At 48.0% G+C, this 24,186-nt stretch carries 20 protein-coding genes; 8 read left to right on the top strand and 12 right to left on the bottom strand.

What is annotated here, in order from left to right; all coding sequences use genetic code 11:
- On the top strand, positions 1–238 hold a 238-nt coding region (locus tag YWE_RS31480; RefSeq protein WP_029096631.1), incomplete at its 5' end, for a transposase.
- Between the two features lie 86 nt (positions 239–324).
- Here YWE_RS31480 and glpK read toward each other — a convergent pair.
- Positions 325–1,836, bottom strand: a complete 1,512-nt coding sequence (glpK, locus tag YWE_RS0115845) for a glycerol kinase GlpK (RefSeq protein WP_029095430.1) — start codon at positions 1,834–1,836, stop codon at positions 325–327.
- A gap of 47 nt (positions 1,837–1,883) precedes the next feature.
- Complete coding sequence (locus tag YWE_RS0115840) at positions 1,884–2,702, bottom strand: MIP/aquaporin family protein (RefSeq protein WP_029095429.1); 819 nt, start codon at positions 2,700–2,702, stop codon at positions 1,884–1,886.
- Between the two features lie 509 nt (positions 2,703–3,211).
- Between YWE_RS0115840 and zapB the strand changes: the two genes are divergently transcribed.
- On the top strand, positions 3,212–3,454 hold the full coding sequence (gene zapB / locus YWE_RS0115835) for a cell division protein ZapB (RefSeq protein WP_029095428.1): 243 nt from the start codon (positions 3,212–3,214) through the stop codon (positions 3,452–3,454).
- A 142-nt stretch (positions 3,455–3,596) separates the two neighbouring features.
- On the opposite strand, the gene rraA is transcribed toward zapB, so the two are convergent.
- The 7 genes from rraA to priA form a co-directional block, all read right to left on the bottom strand.
- Positions 3,597–4,082, bottom strand: coding sequence for a ribonuclease E activity regulator RraA (rraA, locus tag YWE_RS0115830; RefSeq protein ID WP_029095427.1), 486 nt, complete (start codon positions 4,080–4,082; stop codon positions 3,597–3,599).
- Positions 4,083–4,229: 147 nt separating this feature from the next.
- Positions 4,230–5,147, bottom strand: a complete 918-nt coding sequence (locus YWE_RS0115825) for a 1,4-dihydroxy-2-naphthoate polyprenyltransferase (RefSeq protein WP_029095426.1) — start codon at positions 5,145–5,147, stop codon at positions 4,230–4,232.
- A gap of 277 nt (positions 5,148–5,424) precedes the next feature.
- Positions 5,425–6,756 carry an ATP-dependent protease ATPase subunit HslU gene (gene hslU, locus YWE_RS0115820; protein WP_029095425.1) on the bottom strand — a complete coding sequence of 444 codons (1,332 nt, stop codon included), beginning with the start codon at positions 6,754–6,756 and terminating at the stop codon, positions 5,425–5,427.
- A gap of 11 nt (positions 6,757–6,767) precedes the next feature.
- Positions 6,768–7,298 carry an ATP-dependent protease subunit HslV gene (hslV, locus tag YWE_RS0115815; RefSeq protein ID WP_029095424.1) on the bottom strand — a complete coding sequence of 177 codons (531 nt, stop codon included), beginning with the start codon at positions 7,296–7,298 and terminating at the stop codon, positions 6,768–6,770.
- A gap of 194 nt (positions 7,299–7,492) precedes the next feature.
- Complete coding sequence (ftsN, locus tag YWE_RS0115810) at positions 7,493–8,278, bottom strand: cell division protein FtsN (protein ID WP_071605884.1); 786 nt, start codon at positions 8,276–8,278, stop codon at positions 7,493–7,495.
- A gap of 56 nt (positions 8,279–8,334) precedes the next feature.
- Positions 8,335–9,357 carry a DNA-binding transcriptional regulator CytR gene (cytR, locus tag YWE_RS0115805; RefSeq protein WP_029095422.1) on the bottom strand — a complete coding sequence of 341 codons (1,023 nt, stop codon included), beginning with the start codon at positions 9,355–9,357 and terminating at the stop codon, positions 8,335–8,337.
- 280 nt (positions 9,358–9,637) lie between these two features.
- The gene (gene priA / locus YWE_RS0115800; protein WP_029095421.1) at positions 9,638–11,833 is read right to left on the bottom strand and encodes a primosomal protein N'; all 2,196 of its coding nucleotides are present in this window, start codon (positions 11,831–11,833) and stop codon (positions 9,638–9,640) included.
- Positions 11,834–12,059: 226 nt separating this feature from the next.
- Here priA and rpmE point away from each other — a divergent pair, with 226 nt between their 5' ends.
- Positions 12,060–12,275, top strand: coding sequence for a 50S ribosomal protein L31 (gene rpmE / locus YWE_RS0115795; RefSeq protein WP_029095420.1), 216 nt, complete (start codon positions 12,060–12,062; stop codon positions 12,273–12,275).
- Between the two features lie 195 nt (positions 12,276–12,470).
- Here rpmE and metJ read toward each other — a convergent pair whose 3' ends face one another.
- On the bottom strand, positions 12,471–12,788 hold the full coding sequence (gene metJ / locus YWE_RS0115790) for a met regulon transcriptional regulator MetJ (RefSeq protein WP_029095419.1): 318 nt from the start codon (positions 12,786–12,788) through the stop codon (positions 12,471–12,473).
- Between the two features lie 357 nt (positions 12,789–13,145).
- Here metJ and metB point away from each other — a divergent pair, with 357 nt between their 5' ends.
- The 3 genes from metB (at position 13,146) to metF (ending at position 17,874) form a co-directional block, all read left to right on the top strand.
- A complete protein-coding gene (gene metB, locus YWE_RS0115785) occupies positions 13,146–14,300 on the top strand; it encodes a cystathionine gamma-synthase (RefSeq protein WP_029095418.1) in 1,155 nt (384 codons plus the stop codon).
- A 10-nt stretch (positions 14,301–14,310) separates the two neighbouring features.
- Positions 14,311–16,746 carry a bifunctional aspartate kinase/homoserine dehydrogenase II gene (locus YWE_RS0115780; RefSeq protein WP_036016286.1) on the top strand — a complete coding sequence of 812 codons (2,436 nt, stop codon included), beginning with the start codon at positions 14,311–14,313 and terminating at the stop codon, positions 16,744–16,746.
- Positions 16,747–16,986: 240 nt separating this feature from the next.
- Positions 16,987–17,874 carry a methylenetetrahydrofolate reductase gene (metF, locus tag YWE_RS0115775; RefSeq protein ID WP_029095416.1) on the top strand — a complete coding sequence of 296 codons (888 nt, stop codon included), beginning with the start codon at positions 16,987–16,989 and terminating at the stop codon, positions 17,872–17,874.
- Between the two features lie 195 nt (positions 17,875–18,069).
- Here the strand turns inward: metF and ppc are convergent, their stop codons facing one another.
- Both ppc and argE read right to left on the bottom strand, forming a co-directional pair.
- Entirely contained in the window at positions 18,070–20,706 is a 2,637-nt protein-coding gene (gene ppc / locus YWE_RS0115765; RefSeq protein ID WP_029095415.1) for a phosphoenolpyruvate carboxylase, read from the bottom strand.
- A 240-nt stretch (positions 20,707–20,946) separates the two neighbouring features.
- On the bottom strand, positions 20,947–22,101 hold the full coding sequence (gene argE, locus YWE_RS0115760; protein WP_029095414.1) for an acetylornithine deacetylase: 1,155 nt from the start codon (positions 22,099–22,101) through the stop codon (positions 20,947–20,949).
- Between the two features lie 202 nt (positions 22,102–22,303).
- Between argE and argC the strand changes: the two genes are divergently transcribed.
- The gene (gene argC, locus YWE_RS0115755; protein WP_029095413.1) at positions 22,304–23,308 is read left to right on the top strand and encodes an N-acetyl-gamma-glutamyl-phosphate reductase; all 1,005 of its coding nucleotides are present in this window, start codon (positions 22,304–22,306) and stop codon (positions 23,306–23,308) included.
- An 11-nt stretch (positions 23,309–23,319) separates the two neighbouring features.
- Positions 23,320–24,093 carry an acetylglutamate kinase gene (gene argB, locus YWE_RS0115750; protein WP_029095412.1) on the top strand — a complete coding sequence of 258 codons (774 nt, stop codon included), beginning with the start codon at positions 23,320–23,322 and terminating at the stop codon, positions 24,091–24,093.
- The last annotated feature ends 93 nt before the right edge of the window (positions 24,094–24,186 follow it).

Raw genomic sequence — 24,186 nt, 5'->3', positions numbered from 1 at the left:
AAAACAACATCATGGTCACCGTTATGCCCGGTTCCGTGGACTAATGAAAGTGCAGATGCAGTGTCTTCTGGCGGCTACAGCGCAGAATATGAAGAAGATAGCGCTGATGGTGGCGCTTTTTTGGCTTTATAAGCAGTCCTGGATGAGGTTACAACTGATAATGAAGCTATCAAGGGCTCTAAACAGACAAAATGAATGTAGGCAAAAAAATATCGCGATCGCGACCTTCGGTCGCTAGAAAGAACGAACCCCATGTAAAAAACATGGGGTTCGTCAGCAGTCTGAGGCCCGCATTGCGGGCCTCTCAACTTATCAATACGCATACTATGCGTCGTGCTCTTCCCAATCCTGAGCGCGAGCAACGGCTTTCTGCCAGCCTTTATAGCGATAGTTACGCTCGGTAGTTTCAATACCCGGCTTAAATACCCGCTCAATATCCGCTTTGCTCTTCACTTCATCCAGATCGCTCCAGAATCCAACGGCTAAACCGGCAAGGAAGGCGGCACCTAACGCAGTAACTTCACGAACCGCCGGGCGTTCCACTGATGTGCCCAGAATATCTGACTGGAACTGCATCAGGAAGTTATTCGCCACTGCACCGCCGTCTACGCGCAGTGCTTTCAGGCGAGTACCTGAGTCAGCCTGCATCGCATCCAGAACGTCGCGAGTTTGGTAAGCAATCGACTCCAGAGTGGCTCGAATAATGTGGTTGGAGTTAACACCACGGGTCAGGCCTAGGATCGCACCACGGGCATACGGGTCCCAGTATGGTGCACCCAGTCCGGTGAATGCCGGAACAACATACACGCCGTTGCTGTCTTTAACTTTAGTGGCAAAGTATTCGGAGTCCATTGCATCGTTGAACAGTTTTAGCTCATCGCGCAGCCATTGAATAGATGCACCACCGATAAATACCGCGCCTTCTAAAGCGTAGTTAACTTCACCGCGCGGACCGCAGGCAATCGTGGTTAACAGGCCATGTTCTGATTTCACCACTTCTTTACCCGTGTTCATCAGCAAGAAGCAGCCAGTGCCGTAGGTATTTTTCGCCATGCCCGGCTGTACGCATAGGTGGCCGAACAGCGCCGCCTGCTGGTCACCGGCAATGCCAGAAATTGGAATACGCGTTCCGCCCTTACCACCGATATTGGTTTTGCCATAGATTTCTGATGACTGGCGTACTTCCGGCAGCATTTCGCGCGGAATATCCAGCTCTTTCAGCATACGCTCATCCCATTCCAGCGTACGGATGTTAAACATCATGGTACGGGAGGCGTTGGTGTAATCCGTGACGTGAGAACGCCCTTGAGTCATATTCCAGATTAACCAGGTATCGATAGTACCGAACAGCAGCTCGCCGCGTTTTGCCCGCTCACGAGAGCCTTCTACGTGGTCCAGAATCCATTTTACTTTGGTACCGGAAAAGTACGGGTCGACAACCAGTCCGGTATTTTCGCGAATATACTCTTCCAGACCGGCCTTTTTCAACTGCTCACAAATACTGGCCGTTCTGCGGCACTGCCATACGATGGCATTGTAAATTGGCTTACCGGTTTCTTTATCCCAAACTACCGTGGTTTCACGTTGGTTAGTGATACCAATGGCCGCTACTTCATCAGAACTAATACCGGTTTGCGCCAGAACTTCAACCAAGACGGCGCTTTGCGTTGCCCAAATTTCCATCGGATCGTGTTCTACCCAACCGGCATGCGGATATATTTGGGTAAATTCGCGCTGTGATACGCCAATAACATTGGCGTCATGGTCTAAAACCACTGCTCGTGAACTGGTCGTTCCCTGATCTAGGGCGACAATATACTTTTGCTCAGTCGTCATTGCGGTAACTCCGTGAATTGACGTAGTAAAAAAGGTGAAAACAGCCGTTATTTTTTATCTTCGATAGAACAGGCATCACACGGCAGATGACCACCAATAAATACCCGATAGCCCCATGCACCCAAACAGCCACCGATAATAGGTCCCAAAATTGGAACGATAAAGTAAGGAATATCACGACCACCGGTCATGGCTATATTGCCCCAGCCGGCGAAATAGGCAAACAGTTTTGGTCCGAAGTCACGCGCAGGGTTCATGGCAAATCCGGTTAACGGCCCCATTGATGCACCAATTACGGCAACTAAAATACCAATCAGTAATGGCGCTAATGAACCGCGAGGTACACCGTTACCGTCATCCGTTAAGGCCAAAATCAGCGCTAACAGAGTGGCAGAAATGACCACTTCGACACAAAATGCCTGAAATACGTTAATTGCAGGGTGTGGATAGGTAGAGAAAGTACCCGCCAGCGACAAACTCTCTGCGCTGCCTCTAACAATATGCTGTGCTGCTTCAACTTCATGAAACAGGCTGAAATACAGGGCGTACACCATTGCCGCACCACAAAATGCGCCGGCAACTTGAGAAAGAATATAAGGAATAACTTTTTTACGGTCAAAGCAGGCAAATAGCCACAGCGCGATAGTTACCGCCGGGTTAAGGTGAGCACCAGAAACGCCGGCAGTCAGATAGACACCCAACGCCACGGCTAAACCCCAGATAATACTAATTTCCCACTGGCCAAAGCTTGCGCCGGCAACTTTTAATGCAGCAACGCATCCAATACCAAAAAAGAGAAATAAACCAGTACCGAGAAATTCAGCAATACATTGACCTTTAAGGGTCGGACCGGCCGTTTGGCTCATAATAATATCCTGCAAAATAGAGGGAAAGGGGGTAAATTAGATGATTCAGGTTACCCGTAAAGCTTTGGCTGGCGAGCCAAAGAAATCGCGCTGATTTTAGCGTTATCGAGCCATTTCGAAGAATAACGAAAGTTTAATTCTGTGTTATCGGTCAAATAATTCGAGTTTTTTGCTCGAAAAGTGATATCTGGCGCAAGATTTTTGCTTAAGCCGAGTGTTTGAGTTCAATCTTATATAGAGGTAGCGGGCTATGTTTTGGTGTGAAATGCTAATCGTTCAACGTTATCTCACCAATAGCGGCTTTGTGGCTTCTATTTGAATTGATAATGATAATATTTTTGAACATTCGGGCTTTATATCAGTCTATTGCTAGACAGCGTCCTGTCGGGTTAATACAATCACTTTATTGATTTTAGCGTTCCACTATCGGGATGAGTATTTTACCGCTAGCGGCTGTTAGTAATTTTTGATTTTCCGCTTTGCGGTTATGTCTATAAGAGGACGAAATAATGTCATTTGAAGTATTTGAAAAATTGGAAGCTAAGGTCCAACAGGCCATTGATACCATCACGCTGTTGCAGATGGAAATTGAAGAACTGAAAGAGAAAAATAACTCTCTGGGTCGCGAAATTGAGGCTGCCGCCAACGGGCGTGAGTCATTAGTAAACGAAAATGCTCAGCTCAAGCAAGAACAACAAGCCTGGCAAGAACGTTTACGTGTGCTGTTAGGTAAAATGGACGACGTTAGCTGATATCCGCCATCTTTTAAGCTGCATCAACGTTGGCTGCGTTCAGTTACCATCTTGATGCAACCCCGATTATTTGGGATATAGTTTGCTTAACGACAAAACGCCGCAATAGCGGCGTTTTTTGTGGGCGAAGCTTGGCAAATTATTATTCTAAGTCTAGTGCTTCTTCCGACAGGATTATGCCGGTATTGTCGGCATAAAGATGGTCACCGGAGAAGAACGTTACGCCACCAAAGTTTACGCGGATATCACTTTCACCGATGCTCTGCGCATCTGCTCCAACCGGGATAGAGGCCAAAGCCTGAATACCGATATCCAGCTCTTCTAACTCATCGACCTGACGAACGGCACCGTAAACAACTAAGCCTTCCCATTGGTTTTGCGTAGCTAAACGGGCTAATTCTGCATCGATCAGTGCACGGCGTACAGAGCCACCTCCATCAACCAGCAGTACTCGGCCTTGGCCGTTTTCTTCTAGCAGGTCATAGAGTAACCCGTTGTCTTCGAAGCATTTTACTGTGGTGATTTGGCCGCCAAATGATGACCGCCCGCCGAAGTTAGAGAACAGGGGCTCCACAACGTTTACTTCTTCATGGTAGATGTCGCATAGTTCGGAAGTATCATATTTCATAAGATAGTTGCCTGTTTGCGTTGTCCGTTTATCGCTGGGAATTTTCAGTATATCCCGAACCCAGCCAAGATGGCAAAGCCATCCTTGATTTGGTTCGGATTATACGAACGTTTACATCAAATTTATGATGTAAATGAGTTGAGTGGATTAACTGAGTACCACACCAATAGCAAATAGCAGGTTTGTCAGCAGAGCACCTTTGACCATTTGTTCTAACATCGGGCGCATCGCGACCGCTGTAGGTTCATGCAGAACATACATAGCGTGGCGATAGAGTAGCGGAACGGCCAGAATAAATAACCAACCCACCCAACTGCGCAGATCGAACAGCGCAAAAAGAATTAAGCATAATAGCGCACCGGACAGCAGCATAAAGTGATAGCGGCGCCCCCACAGTGGGCCTAAACGAACCGCAAGGGTGTTTTTACCATTCATCCGATCGCTGTCGATATCCCGCAGGTTATTAATATTGAGTACTGCGGTGGCTAATAAACCACAGGCGGTAGCGGGTAGCATCACGACGCTGTCGAAAGTTCCGGCCTGAAGGTAGTAAGTGCCGGCAACGCTTAGCCAGCCAAAGAAGATCAGAACCGAAATATCGCCAAGGCCCATATATCCGTATGGTTTACGGCCAACGGTATAGGTAATGGATGCCACGATGGCCATTAATCCGAGTGCCAGAAATCCGAGAATGTCTTCAGGTTTTTTACAGGCAATAGCAATCAGGCCGATACCGGAGGCAACGGTCAGAACAATCACGATAATCAGCGCCCGTTTCATTTGGGCAAGGTTGATCAGGCCTTTTTGCATACCGCGATTAGGCCCGATACGGGTTTCGGTATCGCTACCTTTAATCGCATCGCCATAGTCGTTAGCCAAATTAGATAAAATCTGCAACAGACCGGCAGTTAGCAAGGCCATTAATGCGATATCTAGCTGGAAGTGGTTCATCCATGCAGCCAGCGCTGAGCCCGTGACAATAGATGCCAGCGCGAGTGGTAATGTTCTTGGACGTAGGCTTTCTATCCAGGCCGTCGTTTTACTTGTTGAGTGAGTTTGGCTCATGTTCTACTTTAAATTCTGTTCAGGTTCAATTCAGGTCGGTGACGAAAAAACACCGCTGATTATACGCGTATTATAAAAAATTTAACGAGAGTTTGCTTTGATTCTAGGATAAAACCGGTCCAATGCCAGTTATAAAGTGTCTTATAGACGAAAGCGGGAACAACGGATAAACCTGATGATTATTGGTTATCAATATTACGGGAGACTGATGTCTCCCGTAAATACAGCATTTAGAACATCGCTATTGTGAAATACTTTAGAAACGCGTGGCGATAAATTACAGAATAAATCGACTTAAATCTTCGTTCTCAACCAGTTCATCTAAGTGATTACGGACGTAGTCAGCGTTAATTTCAAACGTTGAACCCGCGCTTTCGCTGGCGTCATAGGAAATGTCTTCCATCAGACGTTCAAGCACGGTATGTAAACGTCGGGCACCAATGTTTTCGGTACGCTCGTTAACCTGCCATGCAGCTTCAGCAATCCGGCGGATACCATCGGTTGAGAAATTGATGGTCACACCTTCTGTTGCCATCAGCGCTTTATATTGCTCAGTCAGCGATGCACTTGGTTCAGTCAGAATTCTTTCAAAATCTTCGGTAGTTAATGCCTGTAGCTCAACGCGGATAGGTAACCGACCCTGTAGTTCAGGAATGAGATCTGACGGGCTGGCAGTCTGGAATGCGCCGGAGGCAATAAACAGAATATGGTCAGTTTTCACCATGCCGTGCTTAGTTGATACGGTACAGCCTTCAACTAAAGGCAGTAAGTCACGCTGTACGCCTTCGCGTGAGACGTCCGGACCTGAGGTTTCGCCACGCTTACAGATCTTGTCGATCTCATCAATAAAGACGATACCGTGCTGTTCAACCGCATCGATAGCCTGTTGCTTAAGTTCTTCAGGATTAACCAGCTTACCGGCTTCTTCTTCAATTAGCAGCTTGAAAGCCTCTTTGATTTTCATCTTGCGCGGCTTTTGCTTTTGCCCGCCCAGATTCTGAAACATCGACTGAAGCTGATTGGTCATCTCTTCCATGCCGGGAGGGGCCATGATTTCAACGCCCATTGATACGGACGCTAATTCAATTTCGATTTCTTTGTCGTCTAGCTGGCCTTCACGCAGTTTTTTGCGAAATGCCTGACGGGCTGCCGAACTGTCTGAACTTCCTTCCGACTGGCCCCAGTTATCTCGTGCTGGTGGAATAAGAACGTCGAGAATACGCTCTTCTGCCAGCTCTTCAGCGCGAAAACGCATTTTTTCCACTGACTGCTGGCGTACCATTTTAATCGCCGCATCGGTTAAATCACGAATGATTGAGTCAACCTCTTTACCGACATAACCTACTTCGGTGAATTTTGTTGCTTCAACTTTGATAAACGGAGCGTTGGCTAATTTAGCCAAACGGCGGGCGATTTCAGTTTTACCGACGCCGGTAGGACCGATCATCAGAATATTTTTGGGCGTCACTTCATGGCGCAGCATTTCGTCTAACTGCATCCGGCGCCAGCGGTTACGTAAAGCGATAGCAACGGCGCGTTTAGCTTTATTTTGACCGATGATATAGCTGTCGAGTTCACTGACGATTTCGCGAGGGGTCATTTCAGACATTATTTCGGTCCTTATTGTTTAGCCGTTAATTCTTCAATAGTTTGGAATCTGTTGGTATAGATACAGATATCACCGGCGATAGTGAGTGATTTTTCTACGATATCGCGAGCGCTTAAATCGGTATTCTCAAGCAGGGCTCTGGCCGATGACTGAGCATAAGGGCCACCTGAACCGATGGCGATCAGGTCATTTTCTGGCTGAACGACATCACCATTACCGGTGATGATTAATGAGGCGTTTTCATCAGCGACGGCCAGCAGTGCTTCCAGTTTGCGCAGCATGCGGTCAGTCCGCCAGTCTTTTGCCAATTCGACTGCGGCTTTGACTAAGTGACCCTGATGCATTTCAAGCTTACGCTCGAACAGTTCAAATAAGGTAAAGGCATCAGCAGTGCCACCGGCAAAACCGGCAATGACTTTATCGTTATACAGGCGACGGACTTTACGGGCGTTGCCTTTCATTACGGTGTTGCCCAGAGTAACCTGGCCATCACCACCTATTACCACATGACCATTACGGCGAACGCTTACAATTGTTGTCACGTGCATACCCTCATTAGCTGACAGAAACGGCCTTACAACAGTTGTAAGGCATATTGATTATGTAGATGGGGAAAGAACTATCAGATTTCAACCCTTATAGGTTAAACATCTCCATAAGAACTGTGTGGCTGATAGTATTACGGCCACCTGATGGTGACCGTAATACTAAGCTAATTATATGAAATTAAGCTATTTTACTTGCCGGACGCAACGGGAATACAGTTACCTACTCCGGCGCCTTTTAACCGTTGTAAAGTTTTGTCTGCACCATCTTTATTATTATATGGGCCCAGAACAACGCGGTTCCATCCGCCGCTGGCGGTGATCCGGCTTTCAAAACCGGCGAAGGCCAGACTGACTTTAACTGACTCTGCCTGCTCTGTTGTTTTGAACGAGCCACACTGAATAGTCCAGCGTTGGTTTTGTGCCTGTGCCGCAGTTTGTGTCGTTGATGGCGTAGCGGGCGGTGGAGTGACCGGTGGCGGCGTTCTCTTTGGCTGCTCTGCCGGGGTTTGAGTTTGTTGTTGAGCAGCCGGTTTTGCTCCACCGTCACGTGACGTGGCGTTAGACGGAACTTCGGCTAACTGTGTCGGCTGTTGGCGCATATCAGCCTGCATCTGCTCTAAAAACTGGCGCTGTTCCGGCGTTAAATTGGCCTGAGGGCTGATACCCGGCGTTTTTGCCTGTGCGCTCTCGGAGTTAGTCACCTGACGGTTTTCCAGCTCTTTAATATAGGTCCAGCGCTCTTCCGGCTTTGGCGGAAGGCCATTGCCCGGTCTGGCCGGCTGGCCGGTAACTTCCGGTGATGTATCCGGTTTATGCTGAGTAATAAAATAGAGGCCAGCCGCAAAAATCACCAATACGGCGGTGGCAAGCACGATCATGAGCTTAGAGGCGCCGCCCGATGAGCCTTTTTTCTTCCGGCTATTTTTTTTCCGCGTCCCTGAACGGCTACGGCTTACATAATCTCGTTGTGCCACTATAACTTCGCTACGTATGATTTCAAAAATAAAGAGAAAAGAGAGTCGCAGCAAACCTAACTATGAGGTTTGGCCGTGCTCTCACGAATAATGAGTTCACTATCAAGCAGTATTGAACCACTTTTTACACTATTTTTTTGCAGCAGCTCAAGCAGCAGTAAAACGGCCTTTTGGCCAATTTTATAACGGGGCTGCGCCACCGTAGTGAGCGGCGGATCGGCATATTGTGCCAGAGCAATATCATCAAAGCCAACAATAGAGAGATCTTCAGGGATTTTTATGCCCAACTGCTTGGCCTGATGAATCGCGCCGATAGCAACAATATCACTATGACAAAAGATAGCACTTGGTGGCTGAGGCAGTGACATTAGCTGAGATAATGACGTTGCACCGGTCTCAAAGCTTAATGGTCCCGAAATAATATAGCTTTTTTCAATGGCAATACCATTTCGCTGCAGTGCCTGAATATAGCCCTGTTGGCGATAATGGCTCAGGTGTAAATGTACCGGGCCGGAGATACATGCGATACGATTATGACCAATATGTTGTAAGTAATGAACGGCATTAAATGCCGCTGTCATGTTATCAATGTGGATCGTGGGCAGCTTTAGCTCCGGCAGATACTCATTGGCCATGACCATTGGTGGTAGTTGATGTGACTCCTCATCGTGCATATCAAAGGGAGTATTGGCACCTAACAGAATGACACCGTTAATGTGTCGCATGATGGCGGACAGAGAGATAGCTTCAATCGGCTGTTGGCGGTTATCAAGAAAAAGGACGATATAGCCGTGTGCTGCAGCAGTCTCTCTGATGCCCTGTATTACATCCGTGAAAAACGGATCGGTAATATCTAATGCCATAGCAAGGAAGATCTTAGATTCGTTGTTTTTGTTGCCCTTTGCCAACATATGGGGGACATACCCGGTTTGTAGTATTGCCTGTTCTATTTTATTACGGGTTTTATTTGCGACCTTATCAGGCAACATTAAAGCACGCGACACGGTGGCAGTAGAGACTCCGGCCAAATCGGCGACATCTTTCATGGTGACCGGTGGGTGAGTATTGTTCTGTTCCAACGAGAGACTCCTTCTTGCCAGCGTTTAGGCCGACCGCTGACAAGATGTTGGCTGATGTTTATATCCTCAATTTATTCTGATTAGAATGGGGTTTTGTGTGTGGCGATATCATTCCAACCGTATCTGGAAAATAATCATTTGTGCTGTGGGGGAGTTTCCAGTGATAGATGAATAAATAATAAGGGCTCGTTTTTAATAACCCACAGTTTTATTCTATTCTTTGGTGGAATAGTACGATGTAAATGTGTTTTTTAGATCTGGTTCGCAAAAGATGTCTTTTTTACCCTTCAATAGGGTCAACGTCCAACGTCCATTTCACTTTTTTTGCCTGCGGAAGCGTTGCTATTTGCGATCTTAATGTGTGTAAAACTTGCTGTAGGCGACCTCTCGAAGGGTGCTGAATTAGCAGTTGCCAGCGGAATCGACCACTACGCTTTGCCTGAAGTGCGGGAACGGGGCCGAGAACCCAAAGATGACTGTCATTCGCCTGATGAGCTTCTAGCAACTGCCGCAACGCTTGTAGGAATAATGAGGCCTGTTGGTTGTCATGATCTTCAGCACGAAATATGGCATGGTAGGTAAACGGTGGCAGAAATACGCTTTTTCGTTCCTGTAGCGCTTCTTTGGCAAATGCGTCATAACCCTGGCGCAGTAAGGTTTGTAATAGCGGGTGTTCCGGATGGTGGGTTTGTAATAGTACTTCGCCCTGTTTTCCGGCCCGCCCGGCCCGGCCTGAAACTTGAGTATAAAGCTGGGCAAAGCGCTCTGCCGCGCGAAAATCGGCAGAAAATAGCGCACCGTCGACATCAATAAGCCCGACCAGTGTGACGTCCGGAAAGTGATGGCCTTTTGCCAGCATTTGAGTACCGATCAGGATACGGGCGCCACCCTGATGAATATCTGATAAATGTTGTTCCAGAGCCCCTTTTCGACTGGTGGTATCGCGGTCGACTCGGGTAATCGGGGTATCAGGAAAATGTTTAGCCAACTCATGATCCAGCTGTTCTGTACCGACGCCGACCGGAACCAGATGAGTTGATCCGCATTTCGGGCACTGATACGGAATCGGCCTCTGGCTGTCACAGTGGTGGCAGCGTAGCATGCGTTGATTCTGATGTAGCGTGTAGTAGCGTTCGCAGCGAGTACATTCTGCGATCCAGCCACATTCATGGCACAACAGCGTAGGTGCATATCCCCGGCGATTAAGAAATAGAATCACCTGATTATTGGCGCGTAAGTGATCCTGCATTCTTTTTAGCATCGGCGGCGCGAGCCCGGCTTTAAGCGGCAGACCTTTTAAATCAAGAATATGCTGTATCGCTGGTTTGGCATGGCCGGCACGAATCGTCAGGCGTAAGTGATGGTACTTACCGCTTTGAGCGTTATACAAACTTTCAATTGCCGGCGTAGCGGAGCCCAGAATAATTGGAATGTTCTCTTCTCGGGCATGAAGAATCGCCAGATCTCTGGCATGGTAACGCCAGCCTTCCTGTTGTTTATAGGAGCTGTCGTGTTCTTCATCAATGACAATAATGCCCAGATGCTTAAAGGGAGTGAACAGGGCGGAACGGGTACCAATAACAATGGCGGTTTCTCCGCGGCGGGCCCGTAGCCAGACGGCCAGACGTTCACTGTCATTAAGTCCCGAATGGACAACGTCGACCGGGGCATTAAATCGTTCCCTAAAGCGCGCAATAGTTTGGGGCGTTAAGCCGATTTCAGGTACCAAAACTAGCGCCTGACGGCCTTCTGACAAAACGTTTTCTAATACGCTAAGATAAACTTCTGTTTTTCCTGAACCGGTAATGCCTTCCAACAGCCAGACGCCAAATTTCTTATCATCACTGCGGATAGCGCCAATGGCCGTTGCTTGTTCAGTATTCAGTTTTAGTCGTTCACCGTTAATTTGGAAATGAGTTTGCCAAGCAACGCAAGAAGGATAAGTGGCCTGTAAATCAGCCAGCTTTTTGGTTCGTAACGCCTGAAATGCCGCTTCGTTGAGCTCTAATTCACTGATTTGGTGACGATAGATATTAGTTTTCAGCAGCGCGGCTAAAGCCTGTTGCTGTTTAGGGGCGCGCTTGAGTGAAGCCAGATCGGTCGATTTGCCAGCTTCTGTCACTTCCCATTGCCAAATGGGTTGTTCCTGAGCCGGTTTTCCTTGGCGAAGCAGAACCGGTAACGCATGGAAAAGTACTTCACCTAGCGGAAATTGATAATAGCCCGAGGCCCAAATTAAAGTCTTCCACATGGTCTCTGGAAATAAGGACTCTTTATCAATCAGATGATTAATTTGTTTAAGCTGCGATAGCGGTAGTTCACTGGTTTCGCTGATGCCGATAATTATGCCAATTGCTTCCCGGTTACCAAAAGGCACGCTGACTCTGACGCCGATAGTGGCGCTCTCGCCCTGCGGCAGGAGATAGTCAAAGGAGCGGTCCAGAGGAACGGGTAAAACAATGCTAGCGACGGTCATTATGGCAATCCAGATCCGGCAAAGGTAAATAATAATATGCGAGCCAAGAAGCATACCACAAGCTGAGTTAACTGCTTATCTTGCGCTGATAATATCAACTCTGTATAATGCGCCTCCTTTGGTTCATTTAGGTGAATCCAAAACACGACTCATCATCATTATTTATATTTCGCGTGGTGTTCGGCAATAGTGACCGGATAGCGACGCGGCTTAAGAGAGGCCTACCATGAGAAAAGGTATTCACCCAGAATACAAAGAAATTACTGCAACTTGTTCTTGCGGCAATGTAATCAAAACTCACTCTACTGTGGGTCATGATTTAAACCTGGACGTTTGTGGCGAATGTCACCCGTTCTATACTGGTAAACAACGTGATGTTGCTACCGGTGGCCGTGTAGATCGCTTTAACAAGCGTTTCAATATGGTTGGCGGCGCGAAGTAATTTTGCTGAGCTCGAAAAAAGGCGCCTGAGGCGCCTTTTTTGTATCTGAATGATTCTTTCTTCATGCTAAAACTGGGCGCTAAAGCCAAAAATATCGGACTCCGAGCACCTAAAAAGGTGATATCCCGGAGTTATCTTAGCGGGCAAAACGGGCTCTAAAATCAGGTGATTTGTTCCTAGCGCCTGAAATCAGATTTAATATTCCCAAGAATCAGGATCAATGCCCATTTCACGCATTAAAATCTTAGCCGCCTCAGGTATTTCATCGCTGCGTTCTTTTCTTAAATCTTCATCGTTTGGCAGCGGTTGGCCGGTAAATGCGTGAAGAAAAGCCTCGCAAAGCAGTTCACTATTGGTGGCGTGTCGTAGGTTATTAATCTGACGGCGAGTACGCTCATCAGTCAAAATTTTCAGTACTTTCAGTGGAATAGATACTGTAATTTTCTTAACCTGTTCGCTCTTTTTGCCATGTTCAGCATATGGGCTGACATATTCACCGTTCCACTCAGCCATGGGGCACCTTACATTAGTTAAAAGCTGGAATGTTAAAGTTAGCTCAGATTGAGATAACTTTGCTGACTTATGAGTGCGCGATCTCACAAGTATGTTAAATGACTATGCCCTTAGTTCTTGAAGCTGTGCACACACTCTCACTTACTGACTAGAATAAGCTCATGGTGCTTCAGTTGCTCGCTATCTTGCCGTCACTTCAATGACTTTGGGTATCAACCTGACAATTTTAACGGATATTTATAATTTCCTCAATCTACACGTCAAGAGGTTTAGATGTCTAGAAGTATTGACGTCCATTGCCATTAAGTATTATCTTAGTCACATATTCGGTAATTCCCTTGCATTGAGGTGACTCTGGTGAAGCGCAAATTAGCAACAATCGCAGTACGTGGCGGACTTAATTCAGACGAGCAGTATGGTTGCGTCGTTCCTCCGATCCACCTTTCCAGTACCTATAATTTTGCTGATTTTAATCAGCCCAGAGCGCACGACTATTCTCGCCGAGGGAACCCGACCAGAGATATTGCTCAGGCTGCACTGGCTGAGCTTGAAGGCGGCAGCCGTGCAGTACTGACCAGCAGCGGCATGTCAGCGATTCATCTGGTTTGTACCGTATTATTAAAGCCGGGTGATTTATTAGTTGCTCCTCATGACTGTTATGGTGGCAGCTATCGTCTGTTTGACAGCTTAAGCCGCCGTGGTGCCTATCGGGTGCTGTTTATTGACCAGGGCGATGAGAAAGCGCTTGCAGAGGCGATGGCCCAGAATCCGAAACTGGTGCTGATTGAATCACCAAGCAATCCGCTGCTGCGCGTCGTCGATATCGAAAAAATTTGTCAGGCTGCCCATCAGGCAGGGGCATTAACCGTGGTTGATAACACCTTTTTAAGCCCGATACTTCAGCAACCGATTTCACTGGGTGCGGATATTGTTATCCATTCCTGTACTAAATATCTTAATGGCCACTCTGACGTGGTTGCCGGCGTAGTCATCACCAAAGATGATGAACTGGGCGTTGAGATGGCGTGGTGGGCAAATAATATCGGTGTCACGGCAGCGGCATTTGACAGCTACTTATTATTACGCGGTTTACGCACGCTGGCTCCGCGGATGAGGCAGCAACAGATTAATGCTGATGCCGTCGTTGCATATTTACAACAGCAGCCTCAGGTGAAAAAATTGTATCATCCGTCATTGCCGGATAATCAAGGGCATGAGATTGCCTGTAAACAACAGTCAGGTTTCGGTGCAATGCTAAGTTTTGAATTAGCGGGTGATGAACAGACCATGAGGCGGTTTCTTGCTGCGCTGGATTTGTTTACACTGGCCGAATCGCTGGGTGGCGTTGAAAGTTTAATTTCCCATGCGGCTACCATGACGCATGCGGGTATGGTTGAAGAGGCCCGTAAAGCTGCGGGCATATCAGACAGCTTATTACGAATTTCTGTTGGTATTGAAGACAGTGAAGATTTAATTGCCGATCTGGAACAGGCTTTCAGGGCGTCAGCTTAAGAGGGTTAGTATGAGCACATTAGGGGCCTCAGTGCTTCCTGCAAGCCGTCAGTTGCATAAGTTTGGCGGAAGTAGCCTGGCAGACAGCAAATGCTATCTGCGTGTCGCAGGGATAATGGCAGAATATAGCCGCGTCGGAGACATTATGGTGGTCTCTGCCGCGGGAGGAACGACCAATCACTTAATTAGCTGGCTTCAGCTAAGTCAGAGCGATCGGATTGCTGCCCATCAGGTTCAGCAAGAGCTGCGTCGTTACCAAAGCGATCTGATTAATGGTCTGTTACAGGCGCAACAGGCAGCACCCTTGCTTCAGCAGCTTATCGGCGATCTTGAGTATTTAGCCGGATTGCTCGACGGCCCGATGACCGATGCAGTATATGCTGAGGTTGTTGGTCACGGTGAGATTTGGTCTGCTCGTCTGATGTCGGCACTATTAAATATTCAGGGTATGGAAGCTGAATGGCTCGATGCCCGCGACTTCTTACGTGCGGAACGCTCGGCACAGCCACAGGTAGACGAAGGGCGTTCTTATCCGCTGCTTCAGCAATTACTGGCTCAGAATCCGAATAAACGGCTGGTGGCTACCGGTTTTATTTCACGTAATGAAATCGGCGAGACGGTTCTGCTTGGCCGCAACGGTAGTGACTATTCCGCCACCCAGATTGGTGCGTTAGCCGGTGTTGTTCGAGTGACTATCTGGAGCGATGTGGCCGGCGTATTCAGTGCCGATCCGCGTAAAGTGAAAGATGCCTGCTTACTTCCTCTTCTGCGATTGGATGAAGCCAGTGAACTGGCTCGCTTAGCTGCGCCGGTGCTTCATACTCGCACTTTGCAGCCGGTATCCGGCAGTGATATTGATCTTCAACTGCGCTGTAGCTATCAGCCGGAACAGGGTTCTACCCGTATTGAACGGGTTCTTGCTTCAGGAACCGGTGCTAAAATCGTTACCAGTCATGATGATGTGTGTTTAATTGAATTACACGTTTCGGCTCAGCACGATTTTGCCCAGATTCAAAAAGACGTTGAGCGGATACTTAATCGCGTTCAGGTTAAACCGCTAGCAACCGGCGTCCATCCGGACCGTAACTTACTTCAGCTGTGCTATACCTCTGAAGTGGTTAACAGTGTGTTACAGATTCTGGACGATGCGCGCCTTCCGGGGCGGTTACAGCTTCGCGAAGGTCTGGCATTAGTCGCTTTAGTCGGTGCCGGTGTGTGTAAGAATCCGCTTCATAGCCATCGTTTTTATCAGCAGCTTAAAGATCAGCCGGTTGAGTTTATCTGGCATGCTGAAGATGGAATCAGCCTAGTGGCGGTACTGCGCTTAGGGCCGACCGAGCATCTGATTCAAGGATTACACCAAAGCCTGTTCAGAGCGGAAAAGTGTATCGGTTTGGTGCTATGCGGCAAAGGCAATATCGGCTCACGCTGGTTAGAGCTGTTTGCCCGCGAGCAGAAAAATATTTCAGCCAGAACCGGATTTGAGTTCGTTCTTGCCGGTGTCGTGGACAGCAGCAGAGGGTGGCTGAATTATCAGGGATTGGATGCCAGTCGGGTTCTGGCCTTCTTTGATGATGAAGCACAGCCTTTTGATGACGCTTCTCTGGTGACTTGGATGCGTGAGCACCCGTTTGACGATTTGGTTATTTTAGATATTACCGCCAGTAAAGAGCTTGCCGGGCAGTATTTAGATTTTGCCAGCTATGGGTTCCATGTCATCAGCGCCAATAAGGTTGCCGGCGCTTCACCCAGTAATGTTTATCGGCAGGTTCGTGACGCTTTTGAGAAAACCGGTCGCCATTGGCTGTATAATGCGACGGTCGGGGCGGGGTTACCCATTAATCATACCGTGCGGGATCTGCGTGACAGTGGCGATACGATTCTCTCCTTGAGCGGTATTTTTTCCGGCACGCTGTCATGGCTGTTTCTTCAGTTTGACGGCACGGTACCCTTCTCTGAATTAGTGGAGCAGGCATGGCAGCAAGGGCTTACTGAGCCCGACCCAAGGGTTGACCTCTCCGGGCAGGACGTTATGCGTAAGCTGGTTATTCTGGCCCGAGAAGCAGGCTATGATATTGAGCCGGACCATGTACGGGTTGAATCTTTGGTCGCTGAAGGTGCTGAAGAGGGATCGGTTGATAACTTCTTTGAGAATGCTCAAGCGTTGAATCATCAAATGCTGGATCGTTTGGAAGCCGCCCGTGAGATGGGACTCGTGCTGCGTTATGTGGCTCGTTTTGACGCTAATGGTAAAGCCCGCGTCGGCGTTGAGGCGGTGCGGGACGACCATCCATTAGCCTCTTTGTTGCCGTGTGATAATCTTTTTGCCATTGAGAGCCGCTGGTATCGGGATAATCCATTGATTATTCGCGGTCCGGGTGCGGGCAGAGATGTTACCGCCGGGGCGATACAGTCAGACTTAAATCGCTTAGCCAAGTTACTGTAATTAAATTGCTTTTCACGTTATTAACGCCTGAGTGCCGGATCGGCTCAGGCGTTGTTATTTAAATATCCCCCTCGTTTCTTCCCCTGCATATTGACCGCCCGTCATTTATTCTTTCTTAATATTTATTTTTGGTGTTGACAGATTGAGCGACTTAAGTCATCTTGTTTAGACGTCTAAACATCCATACGTACGGATGTATAATAAAAGTGTCAGGTAATTAGCAAAATAGGATGACAGGATATGAGTTTTTTTCACGCTAACCAACGGGAAGCACTGAACCAGAGTCTGGCAGAGCTCAGTGGCCAAATTAATGTGTCTTTTGAATTTTTTCCGCCAAGTACCAGCGAGATGGAACAAACTCTGTGGCAGTCTATCGATCGTTTAAAAACGTTGAAGCCAAAATTTGTTTCTGTCACTTACGGTGCTAATTCCGGCGAGCGTGACCGAACTCATAGCATTATTAAAGGCATTAAAGATAAGACCGGCCTGGATGCTGCACCGCACCTGACCTGTATCGATGCCAGTAAAGGGCAGTTACTGGAAATCGCACAGGATTACTGGAACAGCGGTATTCGCCATATTGTCGCTCTGCGTGGAGATTTACCTCCGGGTGGCGGCAAGCCAGAAATGTATGCAGAAGACCTTGTTCACCTGCTGAAAGGCGTTGGCGATTTTGATATTTCTGTTGCGGCCTATCCTGAAGTTCATCCCGAGGCGAAAAGCGCTCAGGCTGACTTAATTAATCTTAAGAAGAAGATTGATGCCGGTGCTAATCGCGCCATTACTCAGTTTTTCTTTGATGTTGAAAGCTACCTGCGTTTTCGCGACCGCTGTGTAGCGACAGGTATTGACGTTGAAATTGTACCGGGAATTTTGCCGGTATCTAACTTCAAACAGTTGCAGCGTTTTGCAACGATGACGAATGTGCGCGTTCCTCAGTGGATGACTCAGATGTTTGCTGGCCTTGAAGATGATGCTGAAACCCGTAAGTTTGTCGGCGCCTCTATTGCGATGGATATGGTGAAAATTTTGTCCCGTGAAGGGGTGAAGGATTTCCACTTTTATACCCTGAACCGCGCAGAGTTGAGCTACGCAATTTGCCATACTTTAGGCGTGCGCCCGGCTTAGTATTATGGTTTGAAGACCAAGTAGTTTAATTTGGTTACAGCGAAAATTTCGTCCGCATAGTCAACATTGGAATATTCATTTTTTCTAGCGGCCGAGGGGGCAAAGTTTTTGAGTGCAGAGCGCTTTGGGCCTATCTTCAGTGTGTCATCAATAAAAAATGCCGCAGATTGCGGCATTTTTTTATCTCTTAACCCACTAACCGGTATTACGCATACCGGCGGCGATGCCGGCAATGGTTACCATCAGGGCTTGCTCTACGCGCGGATCCGGGGTTTCCTGCTGACGTGAGCGATGAAGCAGCTCAGCCTGCAGCACGTTTAGCGGATCGGTATAAACATTACGTAATCTAATTGATTCAGCAATCCAAGGCAGTTTCTCCATCAGATGCTGGTCATTGGCCAGTGTGAGCACCACTTTGATATCTTCTGACAGCAGAGAACGCAGCTTATTGCCCAGCGGCCAGAGATTCTTATCCACTAACCGCTGATCGTAATATTCAGCTAACCACAGGTCGGCTTTGGCATAAACCATCTCCAACATATTGATGCGGGTGTTAAAGAATGGCCAGTCTCTGCACATTTCGGCTAACTGCTGTTGTTTACCGCTTTTAATCGCGTGCTGTAATCCGGTACCCGCACCCAGCCAGGCCGGTAACATCAGGCGGTTCTGGGTCCATGCGAAGATCCATGGAATGGCTCTCAGGCTTTCTACACCGCCGTTAGGCTTACGCTTTGCCGGGCGAGAGCCCAGAGGGAGTTTGCTGAGCTCCAGTTCTGGCGTTGCAGAGCGGAAGTACGGAACAAAATCCGGCTCTTCGCGCACGATATCCCGATATTCCTGACAGGAAACCTCAGAAAGCTCATCCATCAGATCGCGCCACTCTTGCTTAGGTGCCGGAGGTGGCAATAAGTTAGCTTCAAGAATCGCACTGGCATAGTTGGATAAACTGCCCAACGTCACCTCAGGCAGGCCAAACTTAAAGCGGATCATTTCGCCCTGTTCGGTTACCCGTAGGCCACCTTTCAACGAACCCGGTGGTTGGGATAGTAATGCATCATGAGCCGGTGCACCGCCGCGACCAATAGTACCGCCACGGCCGTGGAACAGCGTCAGATCAACGCCGGCATCTTCGCAGGTTTTAATTAAGGCTTCTTGTGCATAGTATTGCGCCCATGAAGCCGCTAATACGCCGGCATCTTTCGATGAGTCTGAATAACCGATCATCACCATTTGTTTGTTGCCGATGAAGTTGCGATACCATTTGATATTCAGCAACTGGGTCATTACATCGTTGGCGTTATTTAAGTCTTCCAGCGTTTCAAACAGCGGGCAGACCGGCAGAGCGAAAGTACAACCCGCCTCTTTTAGCAGCAAATGCACGGCCAGCACATCGGAAGGCGTTCGCGCCATAGAGATAACATAGGCGGCAATAGAACCTTCAGGCGCTTTGGCGACTACTTTACAGGTGTCGAGAACTTCCTGAGTCTCGGCACTTGGCTGCCAGTCGCGCGGAAGCAGAGGCCTTTTAGATTGGAGTTCGTTAACTAAGAAGGCTTGCTTATCTTTTTCCGTCCATTCACTGAAATTACCCAACTCCAGATACTGGGTCAGTTCAGATAGTGCATCGCTATGGCGGGTGCTTTCCTGACGGATATCAATACGTACCAGAGGTAGGCCAAAGCAACCAATACGGCGTAAGGTATCCAGAAGTTGGCCGTTAGCAATAATACCCATTCCGCAGGCGCGCAGTGATTGGTAGCAAGCGTAGAGCGGATCCCATAGCTGATGGTTATGAACCAGCATATCGTCCGGACAGTTGACGCGTTCACCATTCAAGCGGGCAGTCAGATAACTGTGAGTACTCATTAACTGGCTGCGTAGCTGTTTCATTAGTTCGCGGTAAGGCTCAAGGACTTCGTCTCCGCCGGCTATTGCTCTGAGCTCAGGAGTACAGTCAGACATAGAGAGCTCTGAAACCAAAAACTGAATATCTTTGAGGAATAATTCAGCGGCCTTCCAACGGCCGTATAACATGACGTGTTCGGTAATTTTAGCGGTTACATTCGGGTTACCGTCGCGGTCGCCACCCATCCATGATGTAAAGCGAACCGGCACTGCCTGCACCGGAAGGTTATAGCCAAGGGAGTCGACTAACTGATCGTTAAACTCCCGTAGGAATGCAGGAACGCCTTCCCATAGGCTATTTTCAACGACGGCAAATCCCCATTTGGCTTCATCTACCGGCGTCGGGCGAATTCTTCTGATTTCGTCGGTATGCCATGACTGTGCCACCAACTGGCGCAGACGGCGCATAATTTTATCGCGCTCATAATCGGCCAGATCGTTATGGTCCAGTTGGCTAAGGCAATTGTTTACTTCAACCAGCTTGTGAATCATGGTGCGACGAGCGATCTCTGTAGGATGCGCAGTAAGCACTAACTCAATGGATAATTGATCAACCGCTTTACGGATTTCATCATCACTGAGATTCTGTTCTCTTAGCCGGTTAAATAAGTTGGCAAATACCACCGGATTTCCCGATGCTTCACCATGCGATGAAATGCTGTGATATTGCTCTGCGGTATTGGCGAAGTTCAGGAACTGGTTAAAGGCTCTGGCTACCGGCAACAGCTGGTCGTTAGACAGGTTTTGTAGCGTTGAAAGCAATGCCTGACGGTTGGCATCATTACCGGCGCGGGATGATTTGGACAATTTCCGGATGGTCTCTACCTTCTCCAGAATATCTTCTCCTAGGGCTTCTTTGATGGTGTCGCCGAGAAGTGTGCCAAGCATACTGACATTGCTTCGCATTGCTGAATATTGTTCGTTCATATGTCTCCTGCCTGGTTAACGAGAATTCTATTTTTTTTTCGCTAAAGTAGAGTTGTATCACACAAAATGAGTAGTTCCTCATTTTTGTTGAATCCTTTTAGCTTTTTTTACGCACTCATCCCTTAAAAATGGATAATCCACGCCATTTTCTTGTTTTTCGCACCAGTTCACCTCTATTACCTACCTGTTTATTACGATAAGAAAATAAAATAAAAGGGGAATAGGTGCGGCCAGTCCACACTACTTTTTAATGCAAAAATGCTGGATAACCTGCGTCAGCAAATGGCGGGTCGGTTGTATAAAAGAGGTGGCCAGAAATTCATCCGGTTGGTGAGCCTGCTCGATAGAGCCGGGGCCCAATACTAACGTCGGACACATCTGCTGTATAAACGGGGCTTCAGTACAATAGTTAACAACCTCTGCCTTGGTACCGACCAGTTTTTCAACCACCTGAATCAGCGGATCGTCCGCTGAACATTCATATCCGGGAATGGCTTCATGCAGGTGTTCTATCGCAACGCGCCCCGGCCAAACGTGACTTAACGGCGTTAAGGCCTGATTGACCAGTTCATCTAAATCATTCAGCGTTAGGCCCGGTAACGGGCGAATATCTAAGTGTAGTTCACAGCAGGCACAAATCCGATTAGGGGCATCGCCGCCGTGAATATGGCCGAAGTTCATGGTCGGATAGGGAATGGCAAACGCATCGTGGTGATAGCGTTCTTTTAAACCATCGCGCAGGGTCATCAGGTGACCGATAGCCTCATGCATCAGTTCAATGGCGTTAATACCACGTGACGGATCGCTGGAGTGGCCTGATTGCCCGGTAATGCGTATTGCATTGGCAATATGGCCTTTATGCGCTCGTACCGGTTGCAGCGACGTTGGCTCGCCGATAATGGCACAGTCAGGTTTTAAGTGGCTGGTGGTGGTGAAATAGCGGGCGCCGGCCATAGACGTCTCTTCATCGGCGGTAGCCAGAATGTATAACGGCTTGGTGAACTGCTTTTTATCAATATCTCTCAGGGCATCGAGTATAAAGGCGAAAAATCCCTTCATATCGGCGCTGCCTAATCCATAGAGCTTATTATCTTGCTCAGTCAGGGTGAACGGATCTCGCGTCCATTGACCATCGTCGAAGGGCACGGTGTCAGAATGGCCGGATAGCAGAAGCCCTCCCGGGCCTTCACCCAGTGATGCCAGCAGGTTGAATTTATGGCGCGTGCCCGGAACCGGCTGAACTTCAACATTGAAACCTAAGGTGGTAAACCACTCCGCCAGCAGATGAATCAGCGTTTCATTGCTCTGATCAAGAGCCGGATCGGTTGCACTAATGCTGGGAATGGCAATAAGTTTACTGTACAGCTCGATAAAGGGAGGTAATGTTTTATTCACAAGTAGCGGCCTATTTCAGTAATCAATCAATATAAATTCATTTATTTTGCATAAAAATACAATAAAGGATTGTTTAAGGGAACAGAATTTCGTACCTTAAGCACTAATTACTTCACATTACCGTAAGCGTGCTGCCCTTATCAATTGGCGCTACCAAATATCGTTGTCAGGTCATGCTCACGCACTTAAATAGGTCATTTTTATGTTAGATACACTTATTGTTGGCGCAAGTGGTTATACCGGTGCAGAGCTGGCAGCGTACTTAAGGCGTCATCCTGAGATAAACATTGCCGGTTTAATGGTGTCAGCACAAAGTGCCGACGCAGGAAAAATCTTTTCGGACCTTCATCCGCAGCTAAAAGGGCTGGTTGATCTGCCCCTGCAACCGCTGACTGACGTTGCTGAGGCCGCTAAAGGTATTGATGTGGTTTTTTTAGCCACGGCACATGAAGTGAGCCACGATTTAGCACCCCAGTTTTTGGCTGCCGGCTGTGTGGTTATTGATTTATCCGGCGCTTTCCGGGTTGATCAAGCCGAGTTCTATACTCAATATTATGGTTTTACTCATCAGCATGGTGATTTGTTAAAGCAGGCGGTTTATGGGCTGGCAGAGTGGAATGCAGATAAAATCAAACACACCCAGCTTATTGCCGTTGCCGGTTGTTATCCCACGGCATCACAGCTGGCATTAAAACCTCTGGTAGAGGCCGGTTTGTTAGATGAGCAGCAGTGGCCGGTGATTAACGCGGTAAGCGGTGTCAGCGGCGCTGGGCGTAAAGCCAGTATGACCACCAGTTTTTGTGAAGTCAGTCTGCAACCTTATGGCGTATTTACTCACCGTCATCAGCCTGAAATTTCAACTCATTTAGGTATTCCTGTTATTTTCACTCCTCATCTTGGTAATTTCCCGAGAGGAATTCTGGCGACGATTACCTGTAAGTTGAAAGATGGCGTGAGCGAATCTGATATTAACCGTGCGTTTTACAATGCCTATCACAATAAACCGTTAGTTCGGGTGTATGAAAAAGGGCTGCCGGCGCTAAAATCAGTGGTCGGGCAACCCTTCTGCGATATCGGTTTCGCCGTAGACGGTCGGCATATTATTGTGGTTGCGGCTGAAGATAATTTACTAAAAGGCGCGGCTGCTCAGGCCGTTCAGTGTATGAACCTGCGGTTTGGCTTTAATGAAACCCAATCCTTACTCTAGGGAGAAGAAGGATGAATCCGTTAATTATTAAACTTGGTGGGGCGCTGTTGGACAGCGATGAAGCAATGGAACGCCTGTTCGTTGCACTGGCAGGTTATAAAGAAAAAAACCAGCGGGATTTGCTGATTGTGCACGGCGGTGGCTGTTTGGTTGATGAACTGATGAAAAAGCTGGCTTTGCCGGTTATCAGAAGAAACGGTCTGCGGGTCACGCCGGAAGATCAAATTGGCACTATTACCGGTGCGTTAGCCGGGACGGCCAATAAAACCCTATTAGCCGTAGCGAAGAAGCACAAAATTAGTTCTGTGGGACTATGCCTGGCCGACGGTGATATGGTTGAGGTGAGTCAGCTATCCGATGATTTGGGTCACGTAGGCGAAGCTAAAGCGGGCAGTAAAAAATTTATTGAAACTTTGCTGGCCGGTGGTTACCTGCCAATTATCAGCTCGATCGGTATTACGCCGCAAGGCGCATTGATGAACGTTAATGCCGATCAGGCTGCAACGGCACTGGCGGCAACCTTAGGGGCTGATTTGGTGTTGTTATCCGATGTGAGCGGGATTCTTGATGGTAAGGGGCAGCGCATTGCCGAAATGACGGCAGAGAAAGCTCAAAAACTGATAGATCAGGGCATTATTACTGATGGAATGGTGATTAAGGTTAATGCTGCTTTAGATGCGGCACGTACCTTGGGTCGCCCGGTAGATATCGCCAGTTGGCGGCATGCAGAGCAGCTGCCGGCACTGTTTAACGGCGTGCCTGTTGGTACCCGAATATTAGCTTAGTGGTGTTACTGGTTAGAAAAGATCCGCATTTATTTTCTATCTTTTACTCAATAGTCAGTGAATTAAAAATTTCAGATTAGCAATCAAGGAAAT

The sequence above is a fragment of the Budvicia aquatica DSM 5075 = ATCC 35567 genome (genome assembly GCF_000427805.1).
Taxonomy (GTDB): Bacteria; Pseudomonadota; Gammaproteobacteria; order Enterobacterales; family Enterobacteriaceae; genus Budvicia; species Budvicia aquatica.
This window is presented reverse-complemented; position numbering and strand designations above follow the sequence as displayed.